This window comes from Rhizobium sp. SYY.PMSO (assembly GCF_046840415.1).
Taxonomy (GTDB): Bacteria; Pseudomonadota; Alphaproteobacteria; order Rhizobiales; family Rhizobiaceae; genus Rhizobium.
Genome location: NZ_CP177351.1, coordinates 275,594 through 301,295, shown reverse-complemented (window position 1 = coordinate 301,295; position 25,702 = coordinate 275,594). Strand labels below are relative to the sequence as shown.

General features: G+C 61.4%; 31 protein-coding genes. 14 read left to right on the top strand and 17 right to left on the bottom strand.

The window, feature by feature from the left end:
* Positions 1-211: 211 nt before the first annotated feature.
* The 4 genes from ACJJVH_RS28175 to ACJJVH_RS28160 are packed head-to-tail and all read right to left on the bottom strand — an operon-like array spanning position 212 to position 3,831.
* Complete coding sequence (locus ACJJVH_RS28175) at positions 212-847, bottom strand: flavin reductase family protein (RefSeq protein WP_412066749.1); 636 nt, start codon at positions 845-847, stop codon at positions 212-214.
* Positions 847-1,776 carry a carbon-nitrogen hydrolase family protein gene (locus ACJJVH_RS28170; protein WP_412066748.1) on the bottom strand — a complete coding sequence of 310 codons (930 nt, stop codon included), beginning with the start codon at positions 1,774-1,776 and terminating at the stop codon, positions 847-849. The genes ACJJVH_RS28175 and ACJJVH_RS28170 overlap by 1 nt, the downstream gene beginning before the upstream one ends.
* A 2-nt stretch (positions 1,777-1,778) precedes the next feature.
* Positions 1,779-2,699, bottom strand: a complete 921-nt coding sequence (locus tag ACJJVH_RS28165; RefSeq protein ID WP_412066747.1) for a fumarylacetoacetate hydrolase family protein — start codon at positions 2,697-2,699, stop codon at positions 1,779-1,781.
* A 10-nt stretch (positions 2,700-2,709) separates the two neighbouring features.
* On the bottom strand, positions 2,710-3,831 hold the full coding sequence (locus ACJJVH_RS28160) for a cupin domain-containing protein (protein WP_113435780.1): 1,122 nt from the start codon (positions 3,829-3,831) through the stop codon (positions 2,710-2,712).
* Between the two features lie 141 nt (positions 3,832-3,972).
* On the opposite strand from ACJJVH_RS28160, the gene ACJJVH_RS28155 reads away from it, so the two are divergent.
* From ACJJVH_RS28155 to ligD, 3 genes are all read left to right on the top strand, one after another.
* Positions 3,973-4,653: a GntR family transcriptional regulator gene (locus tag ACJJVH_RS28155; RefSeq protein WP_412066746.1), complete on the top strand. Its 681-nt coding sequence runs from the start codon at positions 3,973-3,975 to the stop codon at positions 4,651-4,653.
* Positions 4,654-4,788: 135 nt separating this feature from the next.
* Entirely contained in the window at positions 4,789-5,676 is an 888-nt protein-coding gene (locus tag ACJJVH_RS28150; protein ID WP_412066745.1) for a Ku protein, read from the top strand.
* A 2-nt stretch (positions 5,677-5,678) separates the two neighbouring features.
* Entirely contained in the window at positions 5,679-8,255 is a 2,577-nt protein-coding gene (gene ligD, locus ACJJVH_RS28145; RefSeq protein WP_412066744.1) for a DNA ligase D, read from the top strand.
* Positions 8,256-8,294: 39 nt separating this feature from the next.
* Here the strand turns inward: ligD and ACJJVH_RS28140 are convergent, their stop codons facing one another.
* The 4 genes from ACJJVH_RS28140 to ACJJVH_RS28125 form a co-directional block, all read right to left on the bottom strand.
* Complete coding sequence (locus ACJJVH_RS28140) at positions 8,295-9,101, bottom strand: Ku protein (RefSeq protein WP_112795150.1); 807 nt, start codon at positions 9,099-9,101, stop codon at positions 8,295-8,297.
* A gap of 197 nt (positions 9,102-9,298) precedes the next feature.
* Positions 9,299-10,909 (bottom strand): DHA2 family efflux MFS transporter permease subunit, encoded by a 1,611-nt coding sequence (locus ACJJVH_RS28135; protein WP_412066743.1) that lies wholly within the window; start codon positions 10,907-10,909, stop codon positions 9,299-9,301.
* Position 10,910: 1 nt separating this feature from the next.
* Positions 10,911-12,056: an HlyD family secretion protein gene (locus ACJJVH_RS28130; protein ID WP_113405361.1), complete on the bottom strand. Its 1,146-nt coding sequence runs from the start codon at positions 12,054-12,056 to the stop codon at positions 10,911-10,913.
* Positions 12,057-12,137: 81 nt separating this feature from the next.
* The gene (locus ACJJVH_RS28125) at positions 12,138-12,788 is read right to left on the bottom strand and encodes a UdgX family uracil-DNA binding protein (protein WP_412066742.1); all 651 of its coding nucleotides are present in this window, start codon (positions 12,786-12,788) and stop codon (positions 12,138-12,140) included.
* Between the two features lie 148 nt (positions 12,789-12,936).
* Between ACJJVH_RS28125 and ACJJVH_RS28120 the strand changes: the two genes are divergently transcribed.
* On the top strand, positions 12,937-13,284 hold the full coding sequence (locus tag ACJJVH_RS28120; RefSeq protein ID WP_113358538.1) for a hypothetical protein: 348 nt from the start codon (positions 12,937-12,939) through the stop codon (positions 13,282-13,284).
* Between the two features lie 149 nt (positions 13,285-13,433).
* On the opposite strand, the gene ACJJVH_RS28115 is transcribed toward ACJJVH_RS28120, so the two are convergent.
* Positions 13,434-13,628: a hypothetical protein gene (locus ACJJVH_RS28115; RefSeq protein WP_112795145.1), complete on the bottom strand. Its 195-nt coding sequence runs from the start codon at positions 13,626-13,628 to the stop codon at positions 13,434-13,436.
* On the bottom strand, positions 13,625-13,903 hold the full coding sequence (locus ACJJVH_RS28110) for a DUF982 domain-containing protein (RefSeq protein WP_112795144.1): 279 nt from the start codon (positions 13,901-13,903) through the stop codon (positions 13,625-13,627). Before ACJJVH_RS28110 ends, ACJJVH_RS28115 begins: the two co-directional genes overlap by 4 nt.
* A gap of 287 nt (positions 13,904-14,190) precedes the next feature.
* Here ACJJVH_RS28110 and ACJJVH_RS28105 point away from each other — a divergent pair, with 287 nt between their 5' ends.
* On the top strand, positions 14,191-14,583 hold the full coding sequence (locus ACJJVH_RS28105) for a response regulator (protein ID WP_412066741.1): 393 nt from the start codon (positions 14,191-14,193) through the stop codon (positions 14,581-14,583).
* A 25-nt stretch (positions 14,584-14,608) separates the two neighbouring features.
* Here ACJJVH_RS28105 and ACJJVH_RS28100 read toward each other — a convergent pair whose 3' ends face one another.
* Positions 14,609-15,112 carry a sigma-70 family RNA polymerase sigma factor gene (locus tag ACJJVH_RS28100; RefSeq protein ID WP_112795142.1) on the bottom strand — a complete coding sequence of 168 codons (504 nt, stop codon included), beginning with the start codon at positions 15,110-15,112 and terminating at the stop codon, positions 14,609-14,611.
* 404 nt (positions 15,113-15,516) lie between these two features.
* Here ACJJVH_RS28100 and ACJJVH_RS28095 point away from each other — a divergent pair, with 404 nt between their 5' ends.
* From ACJJVH_RS28095 to ACJJVH_RS28085, 3 genes are all read left to right on the top strand, one after another.
* Positions 15,517-15,843, top strand: coding sequence for a hypothetical protein (locus ACJJVH_RS28095; RefSeq protein ID WP_412066740.1), 327 nt, complete (start codon positions 15,517-15,519; stop codon positions 15,841-15,843).
* Positions 15,844-15,984: 141 nt separating this feature from the next.
* On the top strand, positions 15,985-16,194 hold the full coding sequence (locus ACJJVH_RS28090) for a hypothetical protein (RefSeq protein WP_112795312.1): 210 nt from the start codon (positions 15,985-15,987) through the stop codon (positions 16,192-16,194).
* Positions 16,195-16,265: 71 nt separating this feature from the next.
* Positions 16,266-17,231, top strand: coding sequence for a DUF72 domain-containing protein (locus ACJJVH_RS28085; protein ID WP_412066739.1), 966 nt, complete (start codon positions 16,266-16,268; stop codon positions 17,229-17,231).
* Positions 17,232-17,333: 102 nt separating this feature from the next.
* Here the strand turns inward: ACJJVH_RS28085 and ACJJVH_RS28080 are convergent, their stop codons facing one another.
* On the bottom strand, positions 17,334-17,603 hold the full coding sequence (locus tag ACJJVH_RS28080) for a hypothetical protein (RefSeq protein WP_412066738.1): 270 nt from the start codon (positions 17,601-17,603) through the stop codon (positions 17,334-17,336).
* 306 nt (positions 17,604-17,909) lie between these two features.
* Here ACJJVH_RS28080 and ACJJVH_RS28075 point away from each other — a divergent pair, with 306 nt between their 5' ends.
* The 3 genes from ACJJVH_RS28075 (at position 17,910) to ACJJVH_RS28065 (ending at position 21,745) form a co-directional block, all read left to right on the top strand.
* A complete protein-coding gene (locus ACJJVH_RS28075) occupies positions 17,910-19,082 on the top strand; it encodes an acetate/propionate family kinase (protein ID WP_112795137.1) in 1,173 nt (390 codons plus the stop codon).
* A gap of 19 nt (positions 19,083-19,101) precedes the next feature.
* A complete protein-coding gene (locus tag ACJJVH_RS28070) occupies positions 19,102-21,477 on the top strand; it encodes a phosphoketolase (RefSeq protein ID WP_412066737.1) in 2,376 nt (791 codons plus the stop codon).
* Between the two features lie 97 nt (positions 21,478-21,574).
* Positions 21,575-21,745 carry a hypothetical protein gene (locus tag ACJJVH_RS28065; protein WP_412066736.1) on the top strand — a complete coding sequence of 57 codons (171 nt, stop codon included), beginning with the start codon at positions 21,575-21,577 and terminating at the stop codon, positions 21,743-21,745.
* A gap of 98 nt (positions 21,746-21,843) precedes the next feature.
* Here the strand turns inward: ACJJVH_RS28065 and ACJJVH_RS28060 are convergent, their stop codons facing one another.
* Positions 21,844-22,305 carry a YbhB/YbcL family Raf kinase inhibitor-like protein gene (locus ACJJVH_RS28060; RefSeq protein ID WP_113435658.1) on the bottom strand — a complete coding sequence of 154 codons (462 nt, stop codon included), beginning with the start codon at positions 22,303-22,305 and terminating at the stop codon, positions 21,844-21,846.
* A gap of 141 nt (positions 22,306-22,446) precedes the next feature.
* Between ACJJVH_RS28060 and ACJJVH_RS28055 the strand changes: the two genes are divergently transcribed.
* Positions 22,447-22,704 (top strand): DUF2934 domain-containing protein, encoded by a 258-nt coding sequence (locus ACJJVH_RS28055; protein ID WP_112795134.1) that lies wholly within the window; start codon positions 22,447-22,449, stop codon positions 22,702-22,704.
* 102 nt (positions 22,705-22,806) lie between these two features.
* Here the strand turns inward: ACJJVH_RS28055 and ACJJVH_RS28050 are convergent, their stop codons facing one another.
* On the bottom strand, positions 22,807-23,145 hold the full coding sequence (locus ACJJVH_RS28050) for a hypothetical protein (protein WP_412066735.1): 339 nt from the start codon (positions 23,143-23,145) through the stop codon (positions 22,807-22,809).
* Positions 23,146-23,415: 270 nt separating this feature from the next.
* Between ACJJVH_RS28050 and ACJJVH_RS28045 the strand changes: the two genes are divergently transcribed.
* Both ACJJVH_RS28045 and ACJJVH_RS28040 read left to right on the top strand, forming a co-directional pair.
* Positions 23,416-23,739 (top strand): hypothetical protein, encoded by a 324-nt coding sequence (locus ACJJVH_RS28045; RefSeq protein WP_112795133.1) that lies wholly within the window; start codon positions 23,416-23,418, stop codon positions 23,737-23,739.
* Between the two features lie 28 nt (positions 23,740-23,767).
* Positions 23,768-24,100 (top strand): hypothetical protein, encoded by a 333-nt coding sequence (locus tag ACJJVH_RS28040; RefSeq protein WP_412066734.1) that lies wholly within the window; start codon positions 23,768-23,770, stop codon positions 24,098-24,100.
* A gap of 10 nt (positions 24,101-24,110) precedes the next feature.
* Here ACJJVH_RS28040 and ACJJVH_RS28035 read toward each other — a convergent pair whose 3' ends face one another.
* The 3 genes from ACJJVH_RS28035 to ACJJVH_RS28025 all read right to left on the bottom strand — a co-directional run bounded on the left by ACJJVH_RS28035 (position 24,111) and on the right by ACJJVH_RS28025 (position 25,611).
* Positions 24,111-24,257 (bottom strand): hypothetical protein, encoded by a 147-nt coding sequence (locus ACJJVH_RS28035; protein WP_412066733.1) that lies wholly within the window; start codon positions 24,255-24,257, stop codon positions 24,111-24,113.
* Between the two features lie 14 nt (positions 24,258-24,271).
* Positions 24,272-24,811, bottom strand: coding sequence for a BON domain-containing protein (locus ACJJVH_RS28030; protein ID WP_412066732.1), 540 nt, complete (start codon positions 24,809-24,811; stop codon positions 24,272-24,274).
* 68 nt (positions 24,812-24,879) lie between these two features.
* Positions 24,880-25,611 (bottom strand): MgtC/SapB family protein, encoded by a 732-nt coding sequence (locus ACJJVH_RS28025; protein WP_412066731.1) that lies wholly within the window; start codon positions 25,609-25,611, stop codon positions 24,880-24,882.
* Positions 25,612-25,702: the final 91 nt, after the last annotated feature.

The following is a 25,702-nucleotide window of genomic DNA, read 5'->3' as shown; positions in this document are numbered from 1 at the left end:
TTCCTCCCTTGACGAACCACCAATTCGATGAATTTCTTAACTCCGGAGTTAAGTTTCTTTCACTTCCCGCCAACTGTCAACGGAGATTTTCGAAAATATTGAATTATTCGATGATTTCTCCGGAGGGCCATTGAAACCAAACGAAAAGACGCCAAGACCGGTGACGACGCAGGTACGCCGTCACCGATCGGCAAGACGATTTTGGAGGAGGCTATTCCGGTTTCGGGCCCTGCCGGTCGCTCCATTTCGGGCGAACGAGGCTGAAGGTATCGTGGCTGCGCACGTAGTCGCTGCCGTAGGAGCGGGCGACGAGATCGAGCCTTGGCGTATCGATATGGGCGCGCTCGACATCCAGCACGCAATCGTCGGCGACATGAACGGCCAGCACACGGCCGATTACCACGACCTGAGAGGGACCGGTGACGACCGACGACAGCGATACGCATTCGAAAGCGACGGGACTTTCGGCGATCCTCGGCGGACGAACATGAGCCGACGGCGCGGTCGCAAGTCCGGCCAGCGTCAGTTCATCGATGCCGCGCGGCGCATCGATGGCAGTGATATTCATCGCCTCGACCAGACGCTCGGGCACGAGATTGACGACGAATTCGCCAGTGTCGAGGATGTTGCGCGCCGTGTCCTTGAAGCCTCTTTCCGGGTCGGCCATGATGCCGATCGCCACGGTCGGCGGCGATGGTCCCATGACGTTGAAGAAGCTGTAGGGCGCCGCATTCAGCCGGCCCTGCTCATCGAGCGTCACCACCCAGGCGATCGGTCTGGGCATGACGGTGGCAGCCAGCAGCTTATAGGTATTCTGGCTGCCGGCATCGTCGAGATCGAAGCGCATCAGATTTCACGCACGGCCGGCTTGGCGCGTGTATCGACCGACAGGCTGAACACATCGGGCCGCGCATAGTGACCGGTGACGTCGAAATCGAACTTTGCCCGCATGACGTCGCCGGGATCGATCTGCGCATATAGAATGGTTTCGCCGGAAAAATCCGGACCGGCCAGGACCTGTCCGAGCGGATCGACGATAGCGGAACCGCCGCGCATCATAACCCGGTCCGGCTCGTCGCCGAGGGCGCTTTCATGGTCCGGCCCGAAGGCCGCGCGGGTAATGTACTGGCAGGCGGTCAGCACAAAGGTACGCCCTTCGAGCGCGATATGCCGCATGGTCGGCAGCCAGCCGTCGCGGTCGTCCGCCGTCGGCGCGCAGTAAAGCGTAACGCCCTGATGGTACATGTGCATCCGCAGCGCCGGCATGTAGTTTTCCCAGCAGATCACCGCACCGATCACACCAAGCTCCGTGCGAAAGGCCGGCATGGTCGAACCATCGCCGAAGCCCCAGATCAGCCGTTCGCCGGCCGTCGGCATGAGCTTTCTATGCTTGCCGACCAGCCCCTTGGCACCGTCGAAATAGAGTGCCGTGCAATAAAGCGTCGCGCCGTCACGCTCGATCACGCCGACAACGGCAAACGCGCCCGTTTCCGCCGCAGCCTCGGCAAGGATTGCAACTTCCTCTCCATCGAGATCGATCGCGGCGGCATGATAGCGTGCGAAGGCCTCACGCCCCTCAGCTTTCCGCATGCCGATCGGAGCACCGAAACTCGCCCCCTTGGGGTAGCCGCCGATCAACGCCTCGGGAAAGACCACGAGCCTTGCCCCGTTCGCAGCGGCCTCGCGCAGTCGCCCAGCCGCCGCAGCGGCGGTGGCTGGCGCGTCGCCCGGCATGGACGCCATCTGGACGACGGCCACCTTGAATGGTTGCATCATGGTTACTCCGGCGTTGCGTCGACGACGGGATGACGCAGAGAACCTATCCCTTCGACACAGGCGACGACAACATCCCCCGGCCACATCCATTCCTGCGGATCGCGGCCCGCTCCCACGCCTTCCGGCGTGCCCGACGCGATGATGTCCCCCGGCTCGAGCGTGATGCCGGCCGATATATCCGCGATCAGTTCATCGACCTTGAACAGCATATGGCGGGTATTCGAGCGTTGCTTCTCGACGCCATTGACCGTCAGCCACAGATCGAGACCTTGCGGATCGGGAATCTCGTCCGCCGTGACGATGCAGGGGCCGAACGGCGCGTAGGTGTCCTGCCCCTTGGAAAAGATCCACTGGCCTGCGCGCCTGTTGTCGCGAGCCGATACGTCGATCATCACGGAGTAGCCGAAGACATGCCGCAGGGCTTCGGACTTGGCCACACGCCTGGCCGTGGTGCCGATGATGACGGCGAGCTCGACCTCCCAATCCAGCTGCTGCGTGATCCTGCCATTGTGCTCGATGCCCTCGCCCGGCCCGATGACGGTGGTCGGCGGCTTGGAGAAGATGACCGGCTGTTTGGGCAAATCCCGCGCGGTATCGAGCGACTTGGCGCTTTCGGCGACATGCTCGACGTAGTTCAGTCCGATGCCGAAGATGTTCTTGCGCGGCCGCGGGATCGGAGCGAGCAGCTTCACATTGGCAAGCGCCGTGGCGGCGCCGGCCGGAAACTGCCCGTTGGCTTCGCTCAGACAGGCGCGCAATGTTTCGACACCGGGCCGGCCCGCATCGATCAGGCCGAGCATGGTATCGGGCAGGTCTTCGCCCTGCGATGCAGCCAATGCCTCGACGTCCACCACCAGATCGTCGACGATTACGCCAAGCCGGGCCGCGGCCTCGACGGAGGCTCGGTAAGTCACAAGTTTCATATCTTTTTCCCTAAAGAAGCGGCTGGAAGCCGCCATTGTCGCCGAACGCCTGCTCCCGATAGAGACCCAGCGCCCGCATCACGGGCAGGTCCGAAAGGCAGAACAGGCACGCGTCCTCCCGCTCAGAGCCATTGACATGCTCGTGCCACGCCCAGGAAGGCACGCAGAAGATATCGTGCTCCTGCCAGTCGTAGCGCTTGCCGTTGATGATGGAGTGACCGCCGCCCTTGGCGACGTGATAGAGGCCGCTGCCGGTGTGACGGTGCGCCTTGGTATGTTCACCCGGACGCAGCATCTGCATGCTGGCGCCCATGGTCTGCATGACAGGCCCGTTGGTGACGGGATTGACATAGTCCATCAGTACGCCGTCAAACGGCGAGCCATCCGTGCAACCCGCATATTTCACCAGGGATTCGTAAGTTGGCGCCCATTCGTACTTGAACATCGGGCTGTAGCCCTTGTTCCAGGCCTGTCCGGCCGGCGTCAATCCGGGGTTCCCCCAGGTCTTGGTCATGTCGTCGACGGCAAAGCCGACCGCTTGCGAGAGATCGGGATGGACTTCGTAGAAGTTCGCTTCCATCGCATTGACGAACGGAATGTCGAGGCCGTCCTGCCAGATGCAGGGCGAGCCGCTCGCCTCGACGCCATGCTCGTGCCAGGTGCCATTGGGAGTCAGCACGAAATCGTTTGCGCCGAGCGTCATCTTGTGGCCATCGACGACCGTATAGGCGCCGGCTCCTTCCATGATGAAGCGGATCGCGGACGCGGAATGGCGATGCGCGCTGGCAACCTCGCCCGGATTCATCACCTGCAACCCCGCATACAGCCAGCCCACGGCCGCAGCAACATCGCTCCTGCCGGGATTGTTGAGGTAGATGACGCGGCGGCCGGCCTTTTCCGGCGTCACCAGCTGGACAGAGCGCAGCACATGGTCGCGAAGATCCTTGTAGCGCCAGACGACAGGCACGGACCGCGACTTCGGCTCCCACGGCTCGATCTTGTTCGCCACGGTCCACAGCGCGCCGGCGCTGTACCGTTCGAGATCGCCGTAATAGGCCAAAAGCTCGGGCGTATCTTCGACATTGGCACGCCCGACGACATCCTCACGATGATTCTCACGGGGCTTCGTCATCGAACCCTCCTCTCCGTCATTTTGGATAGCGCCAACATGAGCGATCATATTTGCGAAAGCAATACATATTTTCGAAAATTTTTGGAATTGCCGACAAACAGCCCGATAGACTACTGTTCCCGAAGCAAAGGACTCATCATCATGACTCTCGCCGAAAAGGCATATGACGCCCTGCGTCACGACATTATCCGCGGAGAGCTTCCGCCAGGACGCCCCTTGCGTCTTTCCGACTTGAGCGAGCGCTACGAGATGGGCTTCTCGCCCCTGCGGGAGGCGCTGAACCGGTTACAGGCGGAGCGCCTGGTGACGGCCGAATCCCTGCGCGGGTTCCGCGTCGCGCCCTTGTCGCTCGACGAATTGCTTGACGCCGTGAACGTGCGCATCCGCATCGAAAGCGATGCGCTGCGCGCTTCGATCCGGTCCGGCGACGACGGGTGGGCTGCCGGGATCGTATCGGCTCTCTACGCGCTCAATCTTCAGGTCGACAGAACGGGCCCGGACGCCGATATATGGACGCTCGAGGCGCGCCACTACGCGTTCCATCGCGCCCTGCTGGCAGCCTGCAACTCGCCCTGGACCCTGGAATTCTTCGAGCGCCTCTATGCGGCAACGGAACGATACCGCATTCCGGTGCTTCTCGCCGCCGCGCACCCGGCAGGAAGGGATGTCCAGGGGGAACACGGCGCGCTCGCCGAAGCGACCCTCGCTCGCGACGCCGACAAGGCGACGACGCTTCTGGAGGAGCATTATCGCAGGACGGCAAACCATCTGGCCAATGTTTTTGGCATGAAACGGCCGGATGAACTGATCGCGGCAGGTTGATGCAGCCATCCTGTTTGGCCTGCGGCGCCAAAGGCCGTGCGTCTCCCCCACGATATGCAGCCAGCTTTGCGCGCGCATAGGGAACAATGACCCTCGGTTGCCGTTTCACACCCATTGTCGGTCTGGAGCTGGAACATGAGCCCGCGCGCCCAATGGAAAGGATATCTGAAATTCGGAGAAGTGAGCTGCGCTGTCGCGCTCTATACGGCCGTCTCCACCTCGGAGAGGATTTCCTTTCATACGCTGAACCGGGAAACGGGCAATCGCGTCAGGCGCGAATTCATCGATAGCGGGACCGGAAAGCCGGTTCCGCGCGAAGATCAGGTCAAGGGCTATGAACTCAACAAGGACGAGTACGTCACGCTGAAGCCGGAGGAAATCGCCGCCGCAGTGCCGGAAAGCGACAAGGTTTTGCAGATAACGGCCTTCCTGGCATGTTCGGATGTCGATGACGTCTATTTCGACCGACCCTATTACCTTACCCCCTCCGCCCCGGCCGGCGAGGAAGCGTTCGCCTTGATCCGCGAAGGCATGCGCAGGAAAAAGGTAGCCGCGATTGCGCAGACCGTCCTGTTTCGCCGCCTGCGGACGCTCATGATCCGTCCCCATGACAAGGGACTGATCGCAACCACCCTGAACTTCGACTACGAGGTTCGGCCGGCCAGGGACGCTTTCGAGGGCGTACCCGACATAAGGATCAAAGGCGAGATGCTCGATCTCGCCAGGCACATCATCGACACGAAAAAAGGCATCTTCGACGCCGGCGAATTCGACGACCGTTATGAAGCGGCCCTAGCAGACCTTGTCAAAGCCAAGATCGAAGGCAGGGCCATCCCGCACCGCAAACCCGCCAAGGTTGCCAAAGTCGCCGATCTCATGGAGGCTCTGCGGCAGAGCGCGGGTGTTGGCGGCAGCGGCAAGGCAAGTTCGAAGCCCTCGGCGAAAAAAGCCGGCTCGGCACCTCGCAAGGCAGCGAAATCAAGGGCATCGTCTACGTCGCGGCCGCAACGCAAGGCAGGCTGACAATGGGACTCGAGACCTACAATCGTAAACGCGATTTCACCAGGACGTCCGAGCCGAAGGGTCGCGCGGGCAGGAAGAAAGCGGCTTCCGCCGGCAACAGCTACGTCATCCAGAAGCATGATGCGCGCCGGCTCCACTATGATTTCCGCCTCGAACTGGATGGCGTTTTGAAGAGCTGGGCCGTGACCAAGGGGCCAAGCCTCGTGCCCGGCGAAAAGCGGCTCGCGGTTCAAACCGAGGATCATCCCCTGGAATACGGCGATTTCGAAGGCACGATCCCGAAGGGTGAATATGGCGGCGGAACCGTCATCGTCTGGGACAGGGGGTCGTGGACTCCGATCGGCGACCCTCACAAGGGACTGGCAAAAGGGCATCTCGAATTCGAGCTTCACGGAAAGAAGCTGGGCGGACGCTGGCACCTGATCCGCATGGCGGGAAAACCGCGCGAGAAACGGGAAAACTGGCTTCTGATCAAAGGAGAAGACGATGCCGCCCGCCCGCAAGGCGCGGCCGACATTCTCGAAGAGCGGCCGGAGTCGGCAAAGACGGGCCGCATCATCGGCGAGGTCGAGAACGAAGCGCCGGGCTGGTCCTCAAGGACGGGCAGGATCGATCGCCGAAAGGCCGGGACGAAGAACGGCGCCGCCGAGGAAAAGGCCGGCAAGACCGCGCCGGAACCCGATCCGCCTTCCATCGACCCATCGTCCCTGAAGGGTGCCCGAAAGGCCGCCCTGCCGGCGTTCGTCGAGCCCACCCTGGCGACATTGGTGTCCAAGCCGCCCACGGGCACGCGCTGGCTGCACGAAATCAAGTTCGACGGCTATCGGCTCGAGGTTCGCATCGAGGCCGGCCGCATCAGGCTGCTGACCCGCAGCGGCCTCGACTGGACCGGGAAATTTGGCAAGGAGATTCTTGCCGCCTTCAGGGACCTGCCTGTCGGCACGGCCCTGATCGACGGAGAACTGGTTGTCGAGCCCGCCGCCGGCGCCTCGGACTTCTCCGCGCTTCAGGCCGACCTCAGCGAGGGCCGCACCGACCGCTTCGTCTTCTACGCGTTCGATCTCCTCTATCTCGATGGTTACGATCTCACGGCATGTCCGTTGATCCGCCGCAAGGAATTGCTGCAGACGATCATCTCTTCGGAAACCGGGAAGCTCCGCTTCAGCAGCCACTTCGATGCCAATGGCGACCTGCTCTTGACGCATGCCTGCCGCCTGAGCCTGGAAGGAATCGTCTCCAAGATCGCCAACGATCCCTATCGCTCCGGTCGCGGAAAGACCTGGGTCAAGTCGAAATGCTCGTCGCGGCAGGAATTCGTTATCGGCGGCTGGGTTCCCTCCACCACATCGCGAAAGGCGATCGGTTCGCTGGTTCTCGGTGTTTACGAAGACGGCAAGCTCGAACATGTCGGCCGCGTCGGCACCGGCTACACGCACATGGTTGCCGAACAGCTGTTCAAGACGCTTGGCCGCCTGAAAGCGGAGCAGAGTCCCTTTGCAACGAAGCTGACGGCGGAGGAAAATCGCGGCGTGCGCTTCGTACGGCCTGAACTGGTCGCGGAAGTCGAATTCCGCGCCTGGACGGCCGACGGCCACCTGCGTCATGCCTCCTTCCGCGGCCTGCGAGAGGACAAGAGCCCGCTCGATATCGTTCGCGAAGCGCCGAAAGGCGGTATGAAACCCCCGGCCGGGAAGCCTGCCCGAAGCAGCGTGACCTTGACCCATGGCGATCGTCTCTACTGGCCTGACGAAGGCGTCACGAAGGCGGGGCTGGCGGATTACTACACGGAAGTATGGCGCTACATGGGACCCTTTGTCGTCGGCCGGCCACTCGCGCTGGTGCGCTGCCCCAACGGCATTCATGGACAGCACTTCTTTCAAAAGCATGCCTGGAACGGCATGAACCGGAACATCGCATTGGCGAAGGATCCGCAGGACGAAGAACCGTATGTGAGCATTCAAGACCTGAACGGGCTGATCGGCCTCGTGCAGGCGGCGGTCCTCGAAATTCACCCCTGGGGATCGATGGTCGGCAACTGGGAAAAGCCGGATATGATCATCATGGACCTGGATCCGGGGCCGGGCGTTGCCTGGACCAACGTTATCGCCGCCGCCGAAGAGACCGGAGAGCGCTTGAAACAGGCCGGTCTGGTCCCCTTCGTCAAGACATCCGGCGGCAAGGGGTTGCACATCGTCTGCCCCCTCGTCGCCGAGGCCGAGTGGCCTGCCGTCAAAGCGTTCACCAAAGGCATCGCCGACGCCATGGCTGCCGACAGTCCGGACCGCTATGTCTCGACCATCACGAAATCGAAACGTCACGGCAGGATTCTCGTCGATTACCTCAGAAACCAACGCGGATCGACGGCGGTCGCACCCTATTCCACCCGTGCGCGACCGGGAGCGGCCGTCTCCATGCCGCTTTCATGGGAGGAATTGAGCCCTGCGATCGGCCCGGACTATTTTACCGTGCTCAATGCAGCGACACGCCTTGCCGCGCTTCGCTCCGACCCCTGGAGCGAGTTCAAGGCCGCCTCAGAACCGCTGCGCCAATCGCAGGGAAGGCGCAAGCGCGGCTCCTAACGGGGAGGCTGGCTCGGAACGGAAAGACCCTGAGACACGCTATCGTTTCTTCGCGCCCTTTTCCTGCGAAAGGCTCTTTCGAAGCGCATCCATGATGCTGATGACATTGCCCGGCGCAGCGTCTTCCTCCGCCTTCGCCTTTGCGGGGCGCTTGCGTCCCTTTTTCTTGGAGGCGATGATATCGAGCAGCTTTTCCTGAACCGGGTCCGAGACCATGCCGGGCTCCCACGGCTTCGTTCGCTCCTCTATCAGCGCTTCGACCAGTCTCATCAGCTTGGTGTCCACCGGTTTCGAGCCGATATCCTCGAAATAGTCCTGTTCGTCGCGGACCTCATCGCCAAAACGCAATGTCCAAAGCACGATACCCTTGTCGCGAGGTTCCAGCATGACGGCGCGTTCGCGGCGATACATCACCAGCCGCGCGATGCCGACCATGCGGCTTGCCGCCATCGCGTCGCGGATGACGCAATAAGCCTCCTCTCCAACGGGGTCGTCCGGCGTCAGGTAATGCGGCGTATCGAACCATATCCACTCGATGCTGTCGCGCGGCACAAACATCTCGATATCGATCGTCCGCGTGCTTTCCAGGGCGACCGCATCGAGCTCCTCGTCCTCAAGCATGACATAGTCATCCTCGCCGCGCGCGTATCCCTTGACCTCGTCGTCCTCGTCCACCGCTTTGCCGGTGATCGAATCCACATACTGGCTGACGACGCGATTGCCGGTCCTGCCATTGAGCGTATGGAAACGAACCTTTTCGTTATCGCTCGTCGCAGGCGCCATGGCGACCGGGCAAGTGACGAGCGAGAGCTTGAGGTAGCCTTTCCAGAATGAGCGCGGCGCCATGAGATTTCCCTCCGATACCCGAAAGGAAACGGCCTGCGCCTCGCTTGGTTCCGCCGGGCGAGCCGCGGCACCCGCCTCGCCCGCAAGGCAACTCGACCGGATGGATGCGGAAAGCGAGGCAGGCGAGGTTCGCCATGACAAGCCCGAGGTGGCGGACGCGCTGCGGCTGCCGAACGCACGAGGCCGGCCTTCCGCTCTCAATGCGCTCCGCCACCGCCGCTCTCCTTGAGATCCACATTGCTGAGGATCAGTGCCAGCGGAATGGCGCAGAGCACGATCAGCATCAGCACATGGAACACATCGATATAGGCCAGATAGCTCGCCTGGGTCTGCACCTGCTGACCGATCCAGGCTGTTGCCTGCGCCTGCGCATCCGGCGTCGTCGCTCCCCTCTCGGCAAAATAGCGCGTCATGGTCTGCAGCGTCTCGTGATAGGCGGGTGAGGACGGCGTCACATGCTCCACCAGCCGGCTCTGGTGCCATTGCTCCCGATGGGCCAGGACATTGGAGGCGATGCACACGCCGATCGAACCGCCAATGTTGCGGGCGGCATTGATCATTGCGGAAGCCTGATTGGTCTGCTCCGGCTTCAGGCCGTAATAGGAAGCGGACGTGATCGGGATGAAGATCAGCGGCAGGCCCAGCCCGATATAGAGGCGCGACCAGACGAAAAAGCCGAAATTCAGCCCGGGATAGAGCTCCGTCAATTGCCACATCGACATGGCGATGACCGCGGAACCGATAGCGATCAGATATTTCGGCTGAACCAGGGAGCTGATGCGCCCTGCGACGAACATCATGACCATTGTTACCAGACCACCCGGCGATAGCGCCAGACCGGCCCATGTCGCGGTATATCCGTAATTCTGCTGCACCACCTGCGGAATGAACTGCGTGGTTGCGATCAGAATCGCGCCGATTGCCATCATGACGATGAAACAGGAGCCGAATTGCCGGGTGCCCAGCAGCCGGCCATCGATGACCGGATTGGCTTTTGTCAGCACCCAGGGAATGGCCAGCAGAAACGAAAGCACGCAGATGGCCGTTATCATGATGATGAAGCTGGAGCCGAACCAGTCGTCGGTCTGGCCGCGATCGAGCGTCAGCTCCAGCGAGCCGAGAAAGGTTGCAATCAGCAGGAAGCCGACAATGTCGAAGCGCACGCCCTTGCGGCGGAATTCCTCGCGCATCTGCTTCGTCTTCGGCGTTTCCTTCAGCAACGCATAGACGAGCGCGAAGGCGAAGACACCGACCGGCCCGTTGATGAGAAAGCACCAGTGCCAGGAAAGATTGTCGGAGAGATAGCCGCCCAATGTCGGCCCGATGACCGGCGCAACCACGACGGCCACGCCGAAGAGCGCAAAGGCCTGGCCCCGCTTTGCCGGCGGAAACGCATCCGCCAGGATCGCCTGTGACGTCGGCACCATTCCGCCGCCGGCAAAACCCTGGATCATGCGGAAAACCAGCAATGCCTCGAGATTCCAGGATAGGCCGCACAGAATGGAGGCGATGGTGAACGTCGCCAGGCAGAGGAGATAGAACCGCCGCCGCCCGAACCGCTCCGCGAAATAGCTGCTGGCAACTAAGACGATCGCGTTGGAGACGAGATAGGTCGTAACCACCCAGGAGGCCTGGTCGGAGCTGACGGCAAGGCCCCCGGAAATATAGCGCAGCGCCACATTGGCGATCGTGGTGTCGAGCACCTCCATGAAGGTCGCCAGCGACACAACGATGGCGATCAGCCAGGGATTGGTGGCTTGCGTGGAAGGCGGCGCCGTTCCACCTGCCGTTGCCTCTGCGTCGCTCATGTCAGGTCCTCGGCCGCACCGTCACCGTCGGCACGACGGACATGCCGGGGCCGATGGCGACATCCGCGGGCCACTTGTCGACGATGATCTTGACCGGCACCCGCTGTGTCACCTTCACGTAATTGCCTGTCGCATTCTCGGCCGGAAGAAGGGAGAAGGCCGTGCCGGAGCCGGGCTGAACCGACGCCACCTTGCCGTGAAGCGTATGATCCGGATAGGCGTCGATCGTGACGTCCACCGGCTGATCCGGCCGCATATCGGTGAGCTGCGTCTCCTTGAAGTTCGCGGTGATCCAGACCTCGTCGGGAACGAAGGTCGCGATCGCCTGCCCCGCATCGAGGAATTGGCCCCTGGCGCCGGTCAGGTGAACGATACGACCGGGCTGGACAGCGATGATCGTCGTATAATTCAGGTTTTGCTGCGCCTCTTCGGCTTGCGCCTGCGCCTGCTTGAGGCTTGCCAGCGCGCTGGATTTCTGCGCCTCGGCCACGGCCTTGTTCTTCAATGCCGAAGTCACGTTCGCCTGCATTTGCGCGAGGCCGGCCTGATCCTGCTGGAGGGTCGCCGTTGCCTGCTGCACCGATTGCACGCTGCCGGATCCGGATTTGACCAGCTGCTGCTGCCGATTGGCTTCCTGCTGGGCATATTGAAGCGCGGCGCTGGCGGAATTCTGCTGGGCTCTTGCGACGTCGACGGAAGCATTGGCCGCTTCGATCTGCGCATCGGCACTCTCTATGGAGGCCTTGGCGACCTCCACCTGTCCGTTCGCCTGATCGAGCGCGATCTGATAATCGCGAGGGTCGATGCGCAGGATGACATCGCCAGGCTTGACGTGCTGATTGTCCGTCACCGGCACCTCGGCCACATAGCCGGAGACCTTGGCGGCCACAGAGAAGCTGCGCGCATCGACAAAGGCATCGTCCGTCGATTCATAGGGATAGAAGTAGATCTTCCACACGAACCATGCGGCAACGGCGAGAACCGCCAGCGCCACCACGCCGAAAAGCACCCAGAACGGGTGACGGCGGATGAAGGACGGTCGCTTCGGTTCCGGCGGCGCCTCGATGCGGCTGGAAGCGCCGTCCTTGGGCTGCCGTCTGGGCCGATCCGGTTTCGTTTCCATGATATCGGGTTGATTGTCAGCCATGACAGGACCTTTGTTTATTGTCGGGCGGAGTTCGTTTCCCGACCGGCAGGTAAAACGCCCGACCGGCGGGTAAAACGATTGTCAGCGCCGCAGAAAATGCCGGATCTTTTTCAGATCCCGGATGAAGGCGAGCGTGCTCTTTTCCCTCTCGTCCGCCTCCCTGATCCGCAAAAGCGCCGAGGGATGAATAGTCACCAGAACATCGGGTTTTCCCGAGGGATGCAGGATCCGGCCGCGATCGCGCATGACCTTGATTTTCGATCCGAGCAGCGACGACACCGCTGTCGCGCCGAGCGCGACGACCAGCTTCGGTTTCAGAAGGTCGAGCTCCGCACCCAGCCACCAGGCGCAACGCTGCACCTCTCCCGCATTGGGCCTTGCGTGAAGGCGCTTCTTGCCGCGCAGCTGGTATTTGAAATGCTTGACGGCGTTGGTGACGTAGCACCGCTGCCGATCTACGCCCGCCTCGTCCAGACATTGATCGAGCAGCCGGCCCGCCGGCCCGACGAACGGACGACCGGCGAGATCTTCGCGGTCTCCGGGCTGCTCGCCCACAAGCATGACATCGGCTGCGCCCGGCCCCTCGCCGAACACGAGATGAGTGGCGTTGCGATAAAGGTCGCAGCGCGTGCACGAGCAAGCGTCATCGCGCAGCTCGCCGAGTGTTTCCGCGTCCGCATGTTCATACGCCAGCGAAGGGCCTGTGCCGGCCAGGGGAAATCTTTCGAGCATTGGGGGCTCGCAATGGTTCCAGACATTCCCACGATCAACTAATCGCCGTTCTCTTTGTTCCATATAGGGGCAAAAGCGTGACCCTGCGGGAACCCGCTCCCGCGGCGCTCGTTAAGTCAATAGGACCACGCCAACGGAGGAATCGGCCATGAGCAGCGAAAGCAAGATCGGCTCACTTGCGCTCAGCGCATTTTTCAATGACGAATATGACGCGGAGGCAACGGTCCAGGCATTGATCGATGCCGGCATACCCAGGGATGTCATCACCATGACGCCCGGCAATCGCCCCGATACGTCGCCGATCGATCACATGGGGTTTCTGGACGCCCTGACCGGAATCTTCTTTCACGAAGAGCAGCGTGCCGCCTATGCCGCAGCCCTGGAACGGGGCGGAACGCTTGTGACGGTGCAGGAAATGAACGAGGCTCAGCATAATATCGCTCTGCCGATCCTGGCCGAGAAAGGCCAGATCGATATCGACGAACGGGAGCGCTAGAGCGCGGAGGCGGGCTTGCCATCTGACGGCGTCGCGCGGTTGTTTCCAATGCTGCATGCGGGCGCAACCCGTCCGGGATAGCGCTAAGACGCGCCCCGAGAGAGCGGAGCGCTATTATCGTTGAAAGACCATGTATCGCGGACGGCCCCTCAATTCGGCGGATGGCCGGGCAGATGCTGATCGCTGCGTATCTTTTGCGCGTCGAGAAATCCCTGCGCCCACTTGTCCCGGCACCTGTCGCCTTCCTCAAACGGATTGTTGTCGCCGCTTGCTCCCTTCGCGAAGGCTTTTCCACCAAGCTCGTAGGCTTCCTCTTCCGTAACCGTGTTCGATGGGCGTGTCATGACTGGCGCTCGTCCATCGACATCAGCCGCGCATCCACACAGGCAGCCACGAATGCGTCTCTGGAAGTCTCGATCGGGATTCTATGCGAGACGGCCGCGACGCATTTCTCCCTGGCATGAGCGTATGACCTTCCTCGTTCGCAGGGCCATCGCCGCGACAGGAAGAAGATCGCGTCTTCCGGCCCGCGAACCGCGTAGCCGGCTCGATCAGCCGTTGCAAGCCGGACCGGCGCCTTCCAGAGAATTTTGAATTCAACATCAATGACTTCAGACATTTTATGCTCCCAAACCGCAGACGTGTTCCCACAGCAATCTAACGTCGTGCAAACTCCGTTGTTCCCGATTTCGACCCAGGTGTCGGGTGGGATTTTTCTCCGATGCGGCGAGCGAGATGCGGAAACTTCCGCGCGCGCCGAGGGTTCGTGACGCTGTGCGGCGCCATGTTCCGGACGGCATGGGCCGAGAGCTGAAGGACCGACGGGCAGGCGGCAAAGGCATCTTTGCAGTTCACGTCCGGTTCACACGCCGTCGCGTATAAAACAGGCATAACCTGGATCGATGGATGGTCAATTCAACGACTCCCCATAGCTCGATGTTGTCGGGCAAGCGGCTTTTGATCGTGGAGGACGGATATTTCCTCACCGATGAAGTGCGTAAGAAGCTGCATATGCTCGGCGCCATCGTCGTCGGTCCCGTCAGCGATGTCGAACATGCCGCGGAACTGGCCGAAGCGGACGAGGCGGATGCCGCTATCCTGGATCTGCATCTCGCCACGGAGTGCGCATTTCCGCTCGTCGAGCGGCTTGAGACACTGAAACTCCCCTACCTCTTCGCGATCGGCCGGGAGCCGCGCGGCGTCACCACCGGATTTGCCGGCTTTGTGTTATGCGAGAAACCGGCCGCGATCGAGCATATCGCCGAGGCGCTGTTCGGCGTACGAAAGCGGGATATCTAGACGCGCGTCCACGCGATGAGCGCCCTCAATGCATGTCTTCGTCGAGCCGAGCGGCCAATTGCTGGCGGGCTCGATTGATCCGGCTTTTCACGGTGCCGATCGCGCAGCCGAACTTTTCGGCGGCATCGTCATAGGAACGGCCCTCGATGACGACATATTCGAGCACCACCCTGTAATGCTCGGGCAGAAGATTGCAGGCCGCCGCCAGCTCCTTTGCCCGGACGGTCCATTCCTGCGACGGCGGGGCGACGCCATCGCCGGAGACGCATTTCTTGTTGCCGGGCGCCTCCCGCTTCGCAATCCGGAACTTCGTGCAGAACGTATTGCGCATGATCGTGAACAGCCAGGATTTCAGTCGGGTGCCGCGATCGAACTGGTTGAGATTGGCCAGCGCTTTCGCCAGCGTTTCCTGGACAAGGTCATCGGCATCGTTGGCGTTTCTGTGGAAGGTCCGCGCAAAAGCGCGAAGGGCTGGAATGAGGTCCACTATTTCGGACTGCAGACCGGCTGATCGAAGCATATCGGTCACAACTTTCCTCCTTGGGAGCCAGTGAAGGGTGCGACTTCCTACCGGCGCTGGCCCGCAGTGGATGATCCCGGCTATCGCCGGACGAAGCCGCCATTGATTTTGGTTCGAGCAGGCAATGCCACTCTCTTTGCGCCGCGACCCTCGCGATGCCTGGCATTGGCTTTCAGGTTTCAGATGTTCCTTGCATCCTTCCGGGGAACGGCTGCATACCGAGCTTGTTCCCCACCTTTTCAAAAAATCACAAGGCCCCGCAGCCATTCGGCTGAGACGGAGCATGACGCCCATTGCTCGATCCCCTCAGGCGCCGTGGATAGAGGACATCGGGATGACAAAAATCCGAAAGCCTGGAAACAACAACCGCCTTGTCGAGTTTGAAGGCGGCAAACGAAAGAGAGGAAATACCCATGTTGACCAAGATGATCGCAGTCTGCGCCCTGTCGATTGGCATGGCGACGACCGCCATGGCCCAGCAATCGGGTTCCGGCGGCACGGGTTCGGGAGGTTCCGGCAGCAGCAACGGCGCGGCGACGGGCAGCCAAAACGGCGACACATCCGGCGGAAGCGGAGGCGCGGCCGGCAATACCACGTCCGGCACCAGCGGCACACCCAACTCCAACGGCCAGTCGCAGGACTGCAATGCGGTGAAGACCGGCAAGAACACGACGCAGACCAACGATACGCAAGGCACGCAGTCGAACGACGGCACGGCGACCGCGAATTGTCCACAATGACGGCAAGCTCGGGAAAGCTTGACCGCTTTCCCAAGCCAACGGCAGCCTCTTGGGCGAATACGAACGCCACACTGAGAGACGGACGGCGACAGGCGGCCAACAAAGCGAAGCACGCCGGCACATTATTCGAGGAGCATGGTGATGATGAACAGCGCTCAAGACCTCGCGGAGGAATATCTCCGGCTCGGAGGACGCAGGCTTCTGGTTATGGACGACAATATTCTCTCGACCAAGAGCTGGGAGGCCGATCCACCCGAAGCCGAGACTTTCTGGAACCGGGAAATCGAGATTCTGGCACCGAGGCGACGCAGCGAGGTGATGTCCTTCCTGCCTTCGATCAATGTCACCTGACCAGCCGGGCATAGGCACCGAACGGGACTTCTCCGAAGAGCAAGACATCAATCCAGCTCGGGTTTGACGGCATGGCAAAGACAGGCACGATCCGCATCGGCATATCCGGCTGGACCTATGCGCCCTGGCGCGGGGTTTTCTATCCAAAGGATCTGACGCAGAAATGCGAACTGGCCTATGCGTCCAGCCAATTCCCATCCATCGAAATCAATGGAACATTCTACGGCCTGCAACGGCCCGAGACTTTCGCGAGATGGCGCGAGGAGACACCGGATGGGTTCGTGTTCGCAGTCAAAGGCTCGCGCTACATAACGCATCTGCGCAGGCTGCGCGATGTCGAGACGCCGCTTGCCAATTTCATCGCCTCGGGTCTGCTGCGGCTGGGTCCGAAACTGGGGCCGATCCTCTGGCAGTTCCCTCCGCGGCTGCGTTTCGATCCGCAACGCTTTTCCGCCTTCATGAATATGCTGCCCAAGGACACCCATGCCGCGGCGAAGCTTGCCGAGCAGCGGGATGCGCGGCTGAAAGGGCAGGAGTGGCTTGAAAGCGACGAGACGCGGCCGATCCGTCATGCCTTCGAAATTCGCCACGAGAGCTTTGAGGATGCCGAATTCATCGAGATGCTGAGGGAACATCGCATCGGGCTTGTCTGCGCCGATACCGTCGAATGGCCGTTGCTCATGGATGTCACGTCGGATTTTGTCTATTGCCGGCTGCACGGTTCGGAGGAACTCTATGTCAGCGGCTACGACGACGAAGCCCTCGATAGATGGGCGAGCCGTATCGATGACTGGGCGCACGGTCGGGAGCCCGCCGATGCCAATCGCGTACTGGAACCATTGAAATGGTCGCGGAAAGGCCGCGATGTCTACGTCTATTTCGACAATGACGTAAAGGTGCGGGCACCGGAGGATGCGCGGCAATTGAGCCTGAAGCTTGGATTGGACACACCGGCAGACGCCCGGTCCCCGCAAGCGCGCAAGCGGCTGCGCAGGCGCGAGATTTCCGAAGAGGCCCGCCGGCACGGGTCCGTCTAGAGCGGTTCCTCGGCTCGCGGAATCGCGAACGCGCTCACGCAACTCCGGGCGGAAGACCGGTATGCACTTTTCCTGGAATTGCTCCAGAAAGCCGGCATCAGGCTACTCCAGCCGGCCCCAGGCAGGGTTCCATTGCACGCCTTCCGACAACTCGACATAGATCGGGCGCATCTGCTTGCCGGTCATCTTGTTCCGGGCGGATCGAAAGGCGTCGTCCGGCTCCATTTCCTCACCGGGAAAGACCGCATCGTCCTCTCCCGGCGGCGTGACCTTGCGCAGGAACCCTCTGATCTGGTCTCCGGAGTGATAGAACTTGACGACGATGGAGCCCGGTGAAGCCTCATTCTTGCGATATCGGTGATAGATTTCCATTTCTCACCTCCTGGTAGCGGCAGCCGCGAGGCATGGGACGCACCTCATGAAGCCGGCGCGCGAGCCCTGTCCGGCCCTATCCATATCGAACCTGCCTGCCCCGATCTGGTTCCGCCGGCAGGTCAAAAATGCCGGTTCGCGCCAGATTCGCCGATTGCCGCCTTGGCCCGCATGGGAGGCTTCAGCCGGCGCCCGGCGGCAAAGCCTGCCGTAGCGATAAAGAGTCACACTCGACAGCGTGGGCGGTTGCTTCCGCCTGCGAATGCACTAACTTGCGGTGGTCGACACCCCTAGTCCGAGGCTGACATGACCGACGATGTCTTGCTGACATTCAATGCCGGATCCTCGACCTTGAAAATCGGGATCTTCGAGCTGAAGCCCGGCCTGGCAAGAAATGTCGGCCGAGGGAAGATCGATTTCGATCAAGATCCGCTGACGCTTCGCTATTCCGTGGGTCCGGATCGGTACGAGAAGGCGATCGGGGGCGACAACGACGCGCATTTCGTTTCCGTCGTGTCGGAAACCCTGGAGCATATGCTGGCGCATCTTCCCGGCAGGTTGCGCGCCGTAGCCCATCGCGTCGTTCATGGCGGCATGACGTTTCGGGATGCGACGCTGCTGAATGGAGCCGAAATCGGACGGATCGAAGAGCTCGTTCCCCTTGCCCCCCTCCATCAGCCGCAGGCCCTGCGCGTCATCCGGTCGATCGAAACGCTTCGACCGGACGTCCGGCAAATAGCCTCTTTCGACACGGCCTTCCATTCATCGCAAGCCGACCTCGTGCGGCGGCTGGCAATTCCGCGCCGGCTGCACGACGATGGCGTGCGCCGCTACGGCTTTCACGGCCTGTCCTACAAATATATCGCCTCACGGCTTCGGCAGATCGATCCGGCCGCCGCCAAAGGCAGGGTCATCGCCTGCCACCTCGGCAGCGGCGCCAGCCTGTGCGCCATGGAAAACGGCATCAGCAGGGATACCAGCATGGGGTTTTCGGCGCTGGACGGTATTCCGATGGCGACACGCCCCGGCTGGCTGGACCCCGGCGCCCTGCTCTATCTCCTGCGGGCCGGAAGGCTCCAGCCCGAACGGATCGAGGACTTTCTCTACCACGAGTGCGGCCTGCTCGGCGTGTCAGGCATCAGCGGGGACACGCGGGTTCTGCTTGACGACAGGCGACCGGAAGCGGCTGAAGCCATAGACCTGTTCTGCCTGCGTATCGCCGGCGAGATCGGCCGGCTGTCCATGACGGTCGGCGGTCTCGACGCTCTCGTCTTCACCGCGGGCATTGGTGAAAACCAGCCGCAGATCAGAGCGCGCGTCGCACGGAGGTTGCAATGGCTGGGTATCGAAATCGATGACGACGCGAACGAGCGCAATTTGACCTCGATCAACGCAGCGTCCAGCAATGCCAAGCTATTCGTAATTCCAACCGATGAGGAACAGGTGATCGCCGACGAGGCCATGGCTCTCATCATGTGACGAAAACGAGGAACCGGAAATGAATGCTGTTACCACACCGCTTTCGCCCGAAGAACTCTCTCTGATCGACCGCTACTGGAGGGCAGCCAACTATCTGTCCGTCGGCCAGATCTACCTGATGGACAACCCGCTGCTGCGCGAGCCGCTGAAACCGGAGCACATCAAGCCGAGACTGCTGGGACACTGGGGAACGACACCGGGACTGAACTTCATCTATGCTCATCTGAATCGCGTCATCAAGGCGCGCGATCTCGATATCATCTATATGTGCGGTCCCGGCCATGGCGGTCCCGGCATGGTCGCCAACACCTATCTCGAAGGCACGTACAGCGAAGTCTATCCGGACATACCCGAGACGACGAGCGGATTGCAGAAGCTGTTCAAGCAGTTTTCCTTCCCCGGCGGCATTCCGAGCCATGCCGCTCCGGAAACGCCCGGTTCCATTCACGAGGGCGGCGAACTCGGCTATGCGCTCGTGCACGCCTATGGCGCCGCTTTCGACAATCCGGATCTCGTCGTTGCCTGCGTCGTCGGCGACGGCGAAGCCGAAACCGGCCCCCTGGCGGCAAGCTGGCATTCCAACAAGTTCCTCAATCCGACGCGCGACGGCGCCGTGCTGCCGATCCTCCACCTCAACGGCTACAAGATCGCCAACCCGACAATCCTCGGCCGGGCAAGCGACGACGACCTGCGCGACCTGTTCTCGGGCTACGGCTACGAGCCCTTCTTTGTCGAGGGACACGAGCCGGCCGCGATGCATCAGGCGATGGCCGACACGTTCGACCGGGTATTCGACCGCATTCGCGACATACAAAGAAAGGCACGAGAAAAGGGGACCTCCGACGGGATGCCGCGTTGGCCCATGATCGTTCTGCGCAGCCCGAAAGGCTGGACCGGCCCCAAGGAGGTCGACGGCAAGAAGGTCGAAGGCTTCTGGCGGGCGCATCAGGTGCCGGTCGCCAATTGCCGCGGCGACGAGGGCCATCGCAAGATCCTGGAAGACTGGATGCGCAGCTACAACCCGGACGATCTCTTCGACGGTGACGGCCGGCTCAAGGCTGAATTGAGCGCGCTTGCGCCGCAAGGCGAAAGGCGCATGGGCGCCAATCCGCACGCCAATGGCGGCCTGCTGCGCAAGGAGCTACTGGTCCCCTCCATTCGTGACTATGCCGTCGAGATCGGCGAGCGCGGCAGCAAGCAGGTGCAATCGACCGAGATCCTCGGCCATTACCTGCGGGACACGCTGAAACTCAACGACGCCGCGCAAAATTTCCGCATATTCGGCCCGGACGAGACGGAATCGAACCGGCTCGGCAGCGTCTTCGAAGCCACCGACCGGGTGTGGATGGAAGAGATCGAGGACTATGACGTCCATCTGGCCCGCGATGGACGCGTGATGGAGGTTCTGAGCGAACACCTGTGCCAGGGCTGGCTGGAGGGCTATCTTCTGACCGGCCGTCACGGCCTCTTTTCATGCTACGAGGCCTTCATCCATATCGTCGATTCCATGTTCAACCAGCATGCCAAGTGGCTGAAAGTCTCGCGGGAACTGGAGTGGCGCAAGCCGATCTCGTCGCTGAACTACCTGCTGACGTCCCATGTCTGGCGGCAGGATCACAACGGCTTTTCCCATCAGGACCCGGGTTTCGTCGATCTCGTCGCCAACAAGAAGGCCGACGTGGTGCGCATCTACCTGCCGCCGGACGCCAATACGCTGCTGTGGGTGGGCGATCATTGCCTGCGGACCTACGACCGGATCAACGTCATCGTTGCCGGCAAACAGCCGGAATCGCAGTGGCTCGGCATGGATGAGGCGATCGCCCATTGCAAGGCCGGCGCCGGCATCTGGGACTGGGCAAGCTACGAGGACAACACGATTGCCCCCGATGTCGTCATGGCCTGCGCGGGCGACGTTCCGACCATGGAAACGCTGGCCGCCGTCATGCTGCTGCATGAGGCGATCCCGGACCTGAAGATCCGCACGGTCAACGTGGTCGACCTCCTGGCCCTGCAGGATCCCGAGCAACATCCGCACGGCCTCGATCACCAGGCGTTCGACCAGATCTTCACCACGGACAAGCCGGTGATCTTCGCCTATCACGGCTATCCCTATCTGATCCACCGCCTGACCTACCGGCGGACCAATCACGACAACATCCATGTGCGGGGGTTCATCGAGGAAGGCACCACGACCACGCCGTTCGACATGACCGTCCTGAACGAGCTCGATCGATATCATCTTGCGCTGGAGGCGATCGATCGCGTGCCGGGACTGGCGGAGAAAGTTCCCGATGTCATAGATGCCCTGAAGGGAAAGCTCATCAAGCATCATGACTATGTCCGGCGCTACGGGGAGGACATGCCGGAGATCAGCGATTGGCGATGGAAACGATAGGACAATCCTGAGCCGGCGATAGAGGGGAACAGCCGCCAAAACGCCAGAATTGGCAGTCGTTTTGCGGCTTTCCCTTTTGCCTTGGCGACGCCATGTCGTGAAGCGCTTTCCGGAAAATGCCCTATCCGGCAAAGTGCACCAGCAGTATCACGAGCACCCCGGCGGCAAGGCCGAAAATGAATATCAGGCGCTGCCACCGCCGCTTCAGAATGATTTCGCCCTGGCGGACATCTTCCGACGCGAACGTGCGGGGTTCATTTCTGCCTGAATCGTCTTGTCCTTTTCTCATTGCCGTCATCCTGCTCAAGCGGAATCCGGCACGCGCCGATGCGACCGGCGCAAGCCCGGCGGCCGGCGGATCGCAGTCTATGACTGATAGATGCCGGTCAAACTCGCCTCTGCCAGCATGTGTTTCCTCACTGTCCGCCACATCGCCTCGGCTCCTGCGGCCTCGGGGAGCGTAACCCGCGGTACGTCGAGGGCCGCAAGCCGGAAAATATAGCGATGCGGAGGGTCGCCGCTTGGCGGCTGCGGACCGTCATAGCGGGCGTTTCCGAAATCGTTCTTGTAAAAGCGGAGCGCCTGCTCCTGGAGGGTATCCACGCTTTCGGCCAAGCCATCCCATCGCGCGGGGATATTGGCGATGCCGCAATGGCGGAATGTGCCGCTCGGCGCATCCGGATCCTCGACAATCAGCGCAAAGCTGCGAGTCTCGTCGGGAGCACCGTTCCAGGCAAGAGGCGGAAACACGTTCTCGCCGGTCAGCGCGTACTTGGTCGGTATCGGTTCGTCTTCAGCAAAAGCCTTGCTGATCAACGTCAAAGCCATCGGATTCTTCCTCTCCGTGTTGCGGATTCATACGCCTGTGACGTTCTGGATTTAAGGTGCAACCCGTCAGCATGATTATTGTTCCCGACACGGAACATTCCCCCTCGACCGCGGTTCGAAACATCCACAAAGGAGAAGAAAATGACGGATGAACGGTTCGAGTGGATCAGCAAGCGGGCTTACGCCATCTGGGAAGCGGCCGGGCGGCCTTGGGGATGCAATCAGCATCATTGGGAGCAGGCCGTCAGGGAGCGCGAGATGATGGAGCGGACGCGGGCCTCCGCCGATGGCGCAGAGGTGCTGGTGAAGCTTCGGAAGAAAGCTGCAACGCATCGCCCGGATAACGATACACGCGAAACCGGCGAAGATAAGCATCCTGAAGGCCGTCATGTCGGCTAGCGTCTGCTCATAATCGGTTCCCGAAAATCCCCTCCCCCGGCCGGCCCAGGTCCGGCCACCATGGGCCAATCATCGATCGTTCGATTTGCGAAAGACCGTCGCCTAATTTTGGGTGCCGTCGCGGCTTGGCTGTGCCGGGGTGCTGTTTATGCCCTGCTGGTTGTTTTCCGTGCGGTCGCCGGCAGCCGGCTGGGCCGATTGTCCGGCGGGCGGCGTATTGTCGATCGTACCCCCCTGCGGTTGACCGCTGGAGGAGCTTATGGTCGGCTGCGGATTTTGAGAGCCGGTCGGTTCGATATAGCGGCCCCAGACTTCAACCCCGGCCCACACGATCGCGACCAGCACCAGCGCGGTGACCAGCACGGTAAAGAGATGTACGCCGCGTACGCCCTGCCGGGCCTCGGTCGCGGACAATGGCTTCTTGGGCTCCTGCGATACCATCACAAGCCTCCATTTGTTGCAAATGCCGTACTGGACTAACCAGCATGGGTGGAGATGGTTCCATTGCGGCGCGGCGGCGTTCGACCGGCGCGAACCGGAACAATGCTTGCCGCCCGGCGTTAGGTTCATGAGGTTGCAGATCGTGCCAAGCGGACATGATGGTGCTGAAGAATATGGAGATTTTTCCGCTTTCTCTCCATAGCCGACGAAACGGCAGTCGAGCTTCCTATCCATCCGCTCTGCGACCTCTCCGATGTAAGGAGATTGGAGATGGATGAAACTCTCAAGCTTTACCGACTTGTTCCGGTCGCGGCCGACGACGATCCCAATTGGCTGGATGCGAAATCGCACGGCGAGGTTCTCGTGGCCGCCCGAACCGCAGGCGACGCCCGTATCGTCGCATCCGAAAGGGAGCTGGATTTCATGGACATCGATGCCGCGCCCGCGGAAGACAAGACGACGACAATGGCGAGCGTCTTTCGCAATGAGAAACTCTACACCGTCATCGAGGTGAACAATGGTCAGGAATATCATCAACGCGGCGTCATCGACGGCTCCATCGGCGTCGATACGATCATTTCGACCCAGGTTTGAATGGGGGAGCAACCCGAATGGCCGGGCCTTGTCCGGATGCGGTCGCATCCTTTTCGGAACGGCGCTTGCGATTGTCCTGTCGTCATCCTTCGCACACGCCCAGCAGCCGGACGACGACCGGTGCAAGGCGACGGAGACCGATCGGCAAACGGAGGGCAGCCAGGCCGGGAACGGTCAGGCAGCGCCGGCACCCGATAGCAATCCGAGCGCAAAACTATCGGATTGCGGCGGCGTGCTGAAACCGCCGACGGTTGGAGACGGTGCAATGGAAAAGCCGGCGCCGAAGGTCGGCAGGACACCCGTCATCAAGCCGGACGACACGCAGAAGAAACAGCAGAACGATCAGTCTCCGGGCAAATGAGCGGCCATCGTCAGGGCTTCGGCTCGGGCTGCTCTATGGGACCGTGCGGTACGGCGCCGGAGTCCCGGCCGTCATTCGAGCTGAACGGCTTGATCACCAGAATGGCCAGAACGGAAGCAATCATCAGAAAGAAGATGATAAGTAAAAGCGGTCGCATATCGGCGTTCCGGTCTATGGCGCTTTGCGGATGGCAAGATTGCTGTCGTGCCCGACAATGCCGGTTGCCTGGCGGGATATCGTCTCGGCTCGCTGCTTGGCTTCGTGATTGTCGACAGAGCCTTCGATCAGAACACGCCCGCGGCTGACGGTCACGAAAATGCTGGTCTCATCCAGCAACCGGTCTTCTTTCAGCCTGCCTTCAATTTCGCTGCGAATTTCCGCATCCGTTCTTTTCTGATCCGGCGCGGGAACGTCCGATGCGGCTTCTTCATGCGCGTCATCAAAACGAGAAGCTGCCTTTGGATGCGATATCCCGAAAGACACCTCATCGACCGTCTGCTTGCGCCATCGGTCCCGCTCGACCGAATCCTCGCAGCGCGCATCGTCGGTGCCGCGTTCCGGCCCGGTCGACGGCGCCGAAGACGGCCTCGCCTGCTGTTCCGGCACTATATCTCCCGAACCGCCGGCAGCCTGATCCAGGGCCGGCAGGGTGCGGATGTCACCACGATCGGGAGAACTCTCTGCCTTTTTCGTATTCTTGAGCTCGTTCATCGTTTTCTCCCATGGTTTGCAGGAAAAACCTTTGCCGATGGCGAATGTTCCGATGCCGCCATCCACCGTCACGTTCCTATGGTCAGCATTTCGAAGGAGATGATTTTGTGATGTTTCTGGAGAATGGCCAGGAGCCTCGCGCCGCCGTCATCCGTTCCTGCCTGCTTCCACCGGACCTCGTAGGAAACATGAGCCGTGGCCTCGGTCGGCCCGGCCGTCTTGCCCAGGAAGAAGAAAGCATAGCCAGGCGGCCCGGACGTTGTTTCCAGACCGGCGACGGCGATATCGGCCTCGCGGGGTTGTTCGATCACGAGGCGGGCCTTCCGGCGGCGCGATATCAGCCTGTCGAGCCGCTTGAAAGGCGACAGCACGATAAAGGCGATGATCGCGCCAGCCGAGCCGACGAGCAATTGTCCGCCGCCGATACAAAGGCCAACGGCGGTCATGATCCACAAGGTAGCCGCCGTCGTAACGCCGGTGACGAGATCCCCGCGCTTGAGAATGGCGCCGCCGCCGATGAAACCCACCCCGGTCAGCACGCCGAGCGGAAAGCGCAGCACATCCATAGAGGCGAACGATTGCGGCGTTTTTCCCAAGGTCGAGAGCAGGAGGTTGGCCTGGATCATCGACAGGCAAGCGGCAAGCCCGACCAGGATGGTCGTACGAAATCCGGCCGCATGCCCGCCTGTCTCGCGGTTGATGCCGATGAGTGCCCCGGCGGCAACAACCAGCACCAGACGCGCGACGATATCCAGCCAGCCCGGATTCATGGGCATGATATCCGTCATCAGTTCAGGCACGACCTCCTCCGGCGGCAGATCCGTTACCGTTCCCTCATCCAACAGCGTTGAGCGCTTTTCGTTCCGCAAAACGTTCGGCTGCCGTGTCTGA

Excerpts from the sequence above, each read along its gene's own strand:
- ACJJVH_RS28175 (WP_412066749.1), bottom strand. The coding sequence starts at position 847 with ATGCGCTTCGATCTCGACGATGCCGGCAGCCAGAATACCTATAAGCTG.
- ACJJVH_RS28170 (WP_412066748.1), bottom strand. The coding sequence starts at position 1,776 with ATGATGCAACCATTCAAGGTGGCCGTCGTCCAGATGGCGTCCATGCCG.
- ACJJVH_RS28165 (WP_412066747.1), bottom strand. The coding sequence starts at position 2,699 with ATGAAACTTGTGACTTACCGAGCCTCCGTCGAGGCCGCGGCCCGGCTT.
- ACJJVH_RS28160 (WP_113435780.1), bottom strand. The coding sequence starts at position 3,831 with ATGACGAAGCCCCGTGAGAATCATCGTGAGGATGTCGTCGGGCGTGCC.
- ACJJVH_RS28155 (WP_412066746.1), top strand. The coding sequence starts at position 3,973 with ATGACTCTCGCCGAAAAGGCATATGACGCCCTGCGTCACGACATTATC.
- ACJJVH_RS28150 (WP_412066745.1), top strand. The coding sequence starts at position 4,789 with ATGAGCCCGCGCGCCCAATGGAAAGGATATCTGAAATTCGGAGAAGTG.
- ligD (WP_412066744.1), top strand. The coding sequence starts at position 5,679 with ATGGGACTCGAGACCTACAATCGTAAACGCGATTTCACCAGGACGTCC.
- ACJJVH_RS28140 (WP_112795150.1), bottom strand. The coding sequence starts at position 9,101 with ATGGCGCCGCGCTCATTCTGGAAAGGCTACCTCAAGCTCTCGCTCGTC.
- ACJJVH_RS28135 (WP_412066743.1), bottom strand. The coding sequence starts at position 10,909 with ATGAGCGACGCAGAGGCAACGGCAGGTGGAACGGCGCCGCCTTCCACG.
- ACJJVH_RS28130 (WP_113405361.1), bottom strand. The coding sequence starts at position 12,056 with ATGGCTGACAATCAACCCGATATCATGGAAACGAAACCGGATCGGCCC.
- ACJJVH_RS28125 (WP_412066742.1), bottom strand. The coding sequence starts at position 12,788 with ATGCTCGAAAGATTTCCCCTGGCCGGCACAGGCCCTTCGCTGGCGTAT.
- ACJJVH_RS28120 (WP_113358538.1), top strand. The coding sequence starts at position 12,937 with ATGAGCAGCGAAAGCAAGATCGGCTCACTTGCGCTCAGCGCATTTTTC.
- ACJJVH_RS28115 (WP_112795145.1), bottom strand. The coding sequence starts at position 13,628 with ATGACACGCCCATCGAACACGGTTACGGAAGAGGAAGCCTACGAGCTT.
- ACJJVH_RS28110 (WP_112795144.1), bottom strand. The coding sequence starts at position 13,903 with ATGTCTGAAGTCATTGATGTTGAATTCAAAATTCTCTGGAAGGCGCCG.
- ACJJVH_RS28105 (WP_412066741.1), top strand. The coding sequence starts at position 14,191 with ATGGTCAATTCAACGACTCCCCATAGCTCGATGTTGTCGGGCAAGCGG.
- ACJJVH_RS28095 (WP_412066740.1), top strand. The coding sequence starts at position 15,517 with ATGTTGACCAAGATGATCGCAGTCTGCGCCCTGTCGATTGGCATGGCG.
- ACJJVH_RS28090 (WP_112795312.1), top strand. The coding sequence starts at position 15,985 with ATGATGAACAGCGCTCAAGACCTCGCGGAGGAATATCTCCGGCTCGGA.
- ACJJVH_RS28085 (WP_412066739.1), top strand. The coding sequence starts at position 16,266 with ATGGCAAAGACAGGCACGATCCGCATCGGCATATCCGGCTGGACCTAT.
- ACJJVH_RS28080 (WP_412066738.1), bottom strand. The coding sequence starts at position 17,603 with ATGGAAATCTATCACCGATATCGCAAGAATGAGGCTTCACCGGGCTCC.
- ACJJVH_RS28075 (WP_112795137.1), top strand. The coding sequence starts at position 17,910 with ATGACCGACGATGTCTTGCTGACATTCAATGCCGGATCCTCGACCTTG.
- ACJJVH_RS28070 (WP_412066737.1), top strand. The coding sequence starts at position 19,102 with ATGAATGCTGTTACCACACCGCTTTCGCCCGAAGAACTCTCTCTGATC.
- ACJJVH_RS28060 (WP_113435658.1), bottom strand. The coding sequence starts at position 22,305 with ATGGCTTTGACGTTGATCAGCAAGGCTTTTGCTGAAGACGAACCGATA.
- ACJJVH_RS28055 (WP_112795134.1), top strand. The coding sequence starts at position 22,447 with ATGACGGATGAACGGTTCGAGTGGATCAGCAAGCGGGCTTACGCCATC.
- ACJJVH_RS28050 (WP_412066735.1), bottom strand. The coding sequence starts at position 23,145 with ATGGTATCGCAGGAGCCCAAGAAGCCATTGTCCGCGACCGAGGCCCGG.
- ACJJVH_RS28045 (WP_112795133.1), top strand. The coding sequence starts at position 23,416 with ATGGATGAAACTCTCAAGCTTTACCGACTTGTTCCGGTCGCGGCCGAC.
- ACJJVH_RS28035 (WP_412066733.1), bottom strand. The coding sequence starts at position 24,257 with ATGCGACCGCTTTTACTTATCATCTTCTTTCTGATGATTGCTTCCGTT.
- ACJJVH_RS28030 (WP_412066732.1), bottom strand. The coding sequence starts at position 24,811 with ATGAACGAGCTCAAGAATACGAAAAAGGCAGAGAGTTCTCCCGATCGT.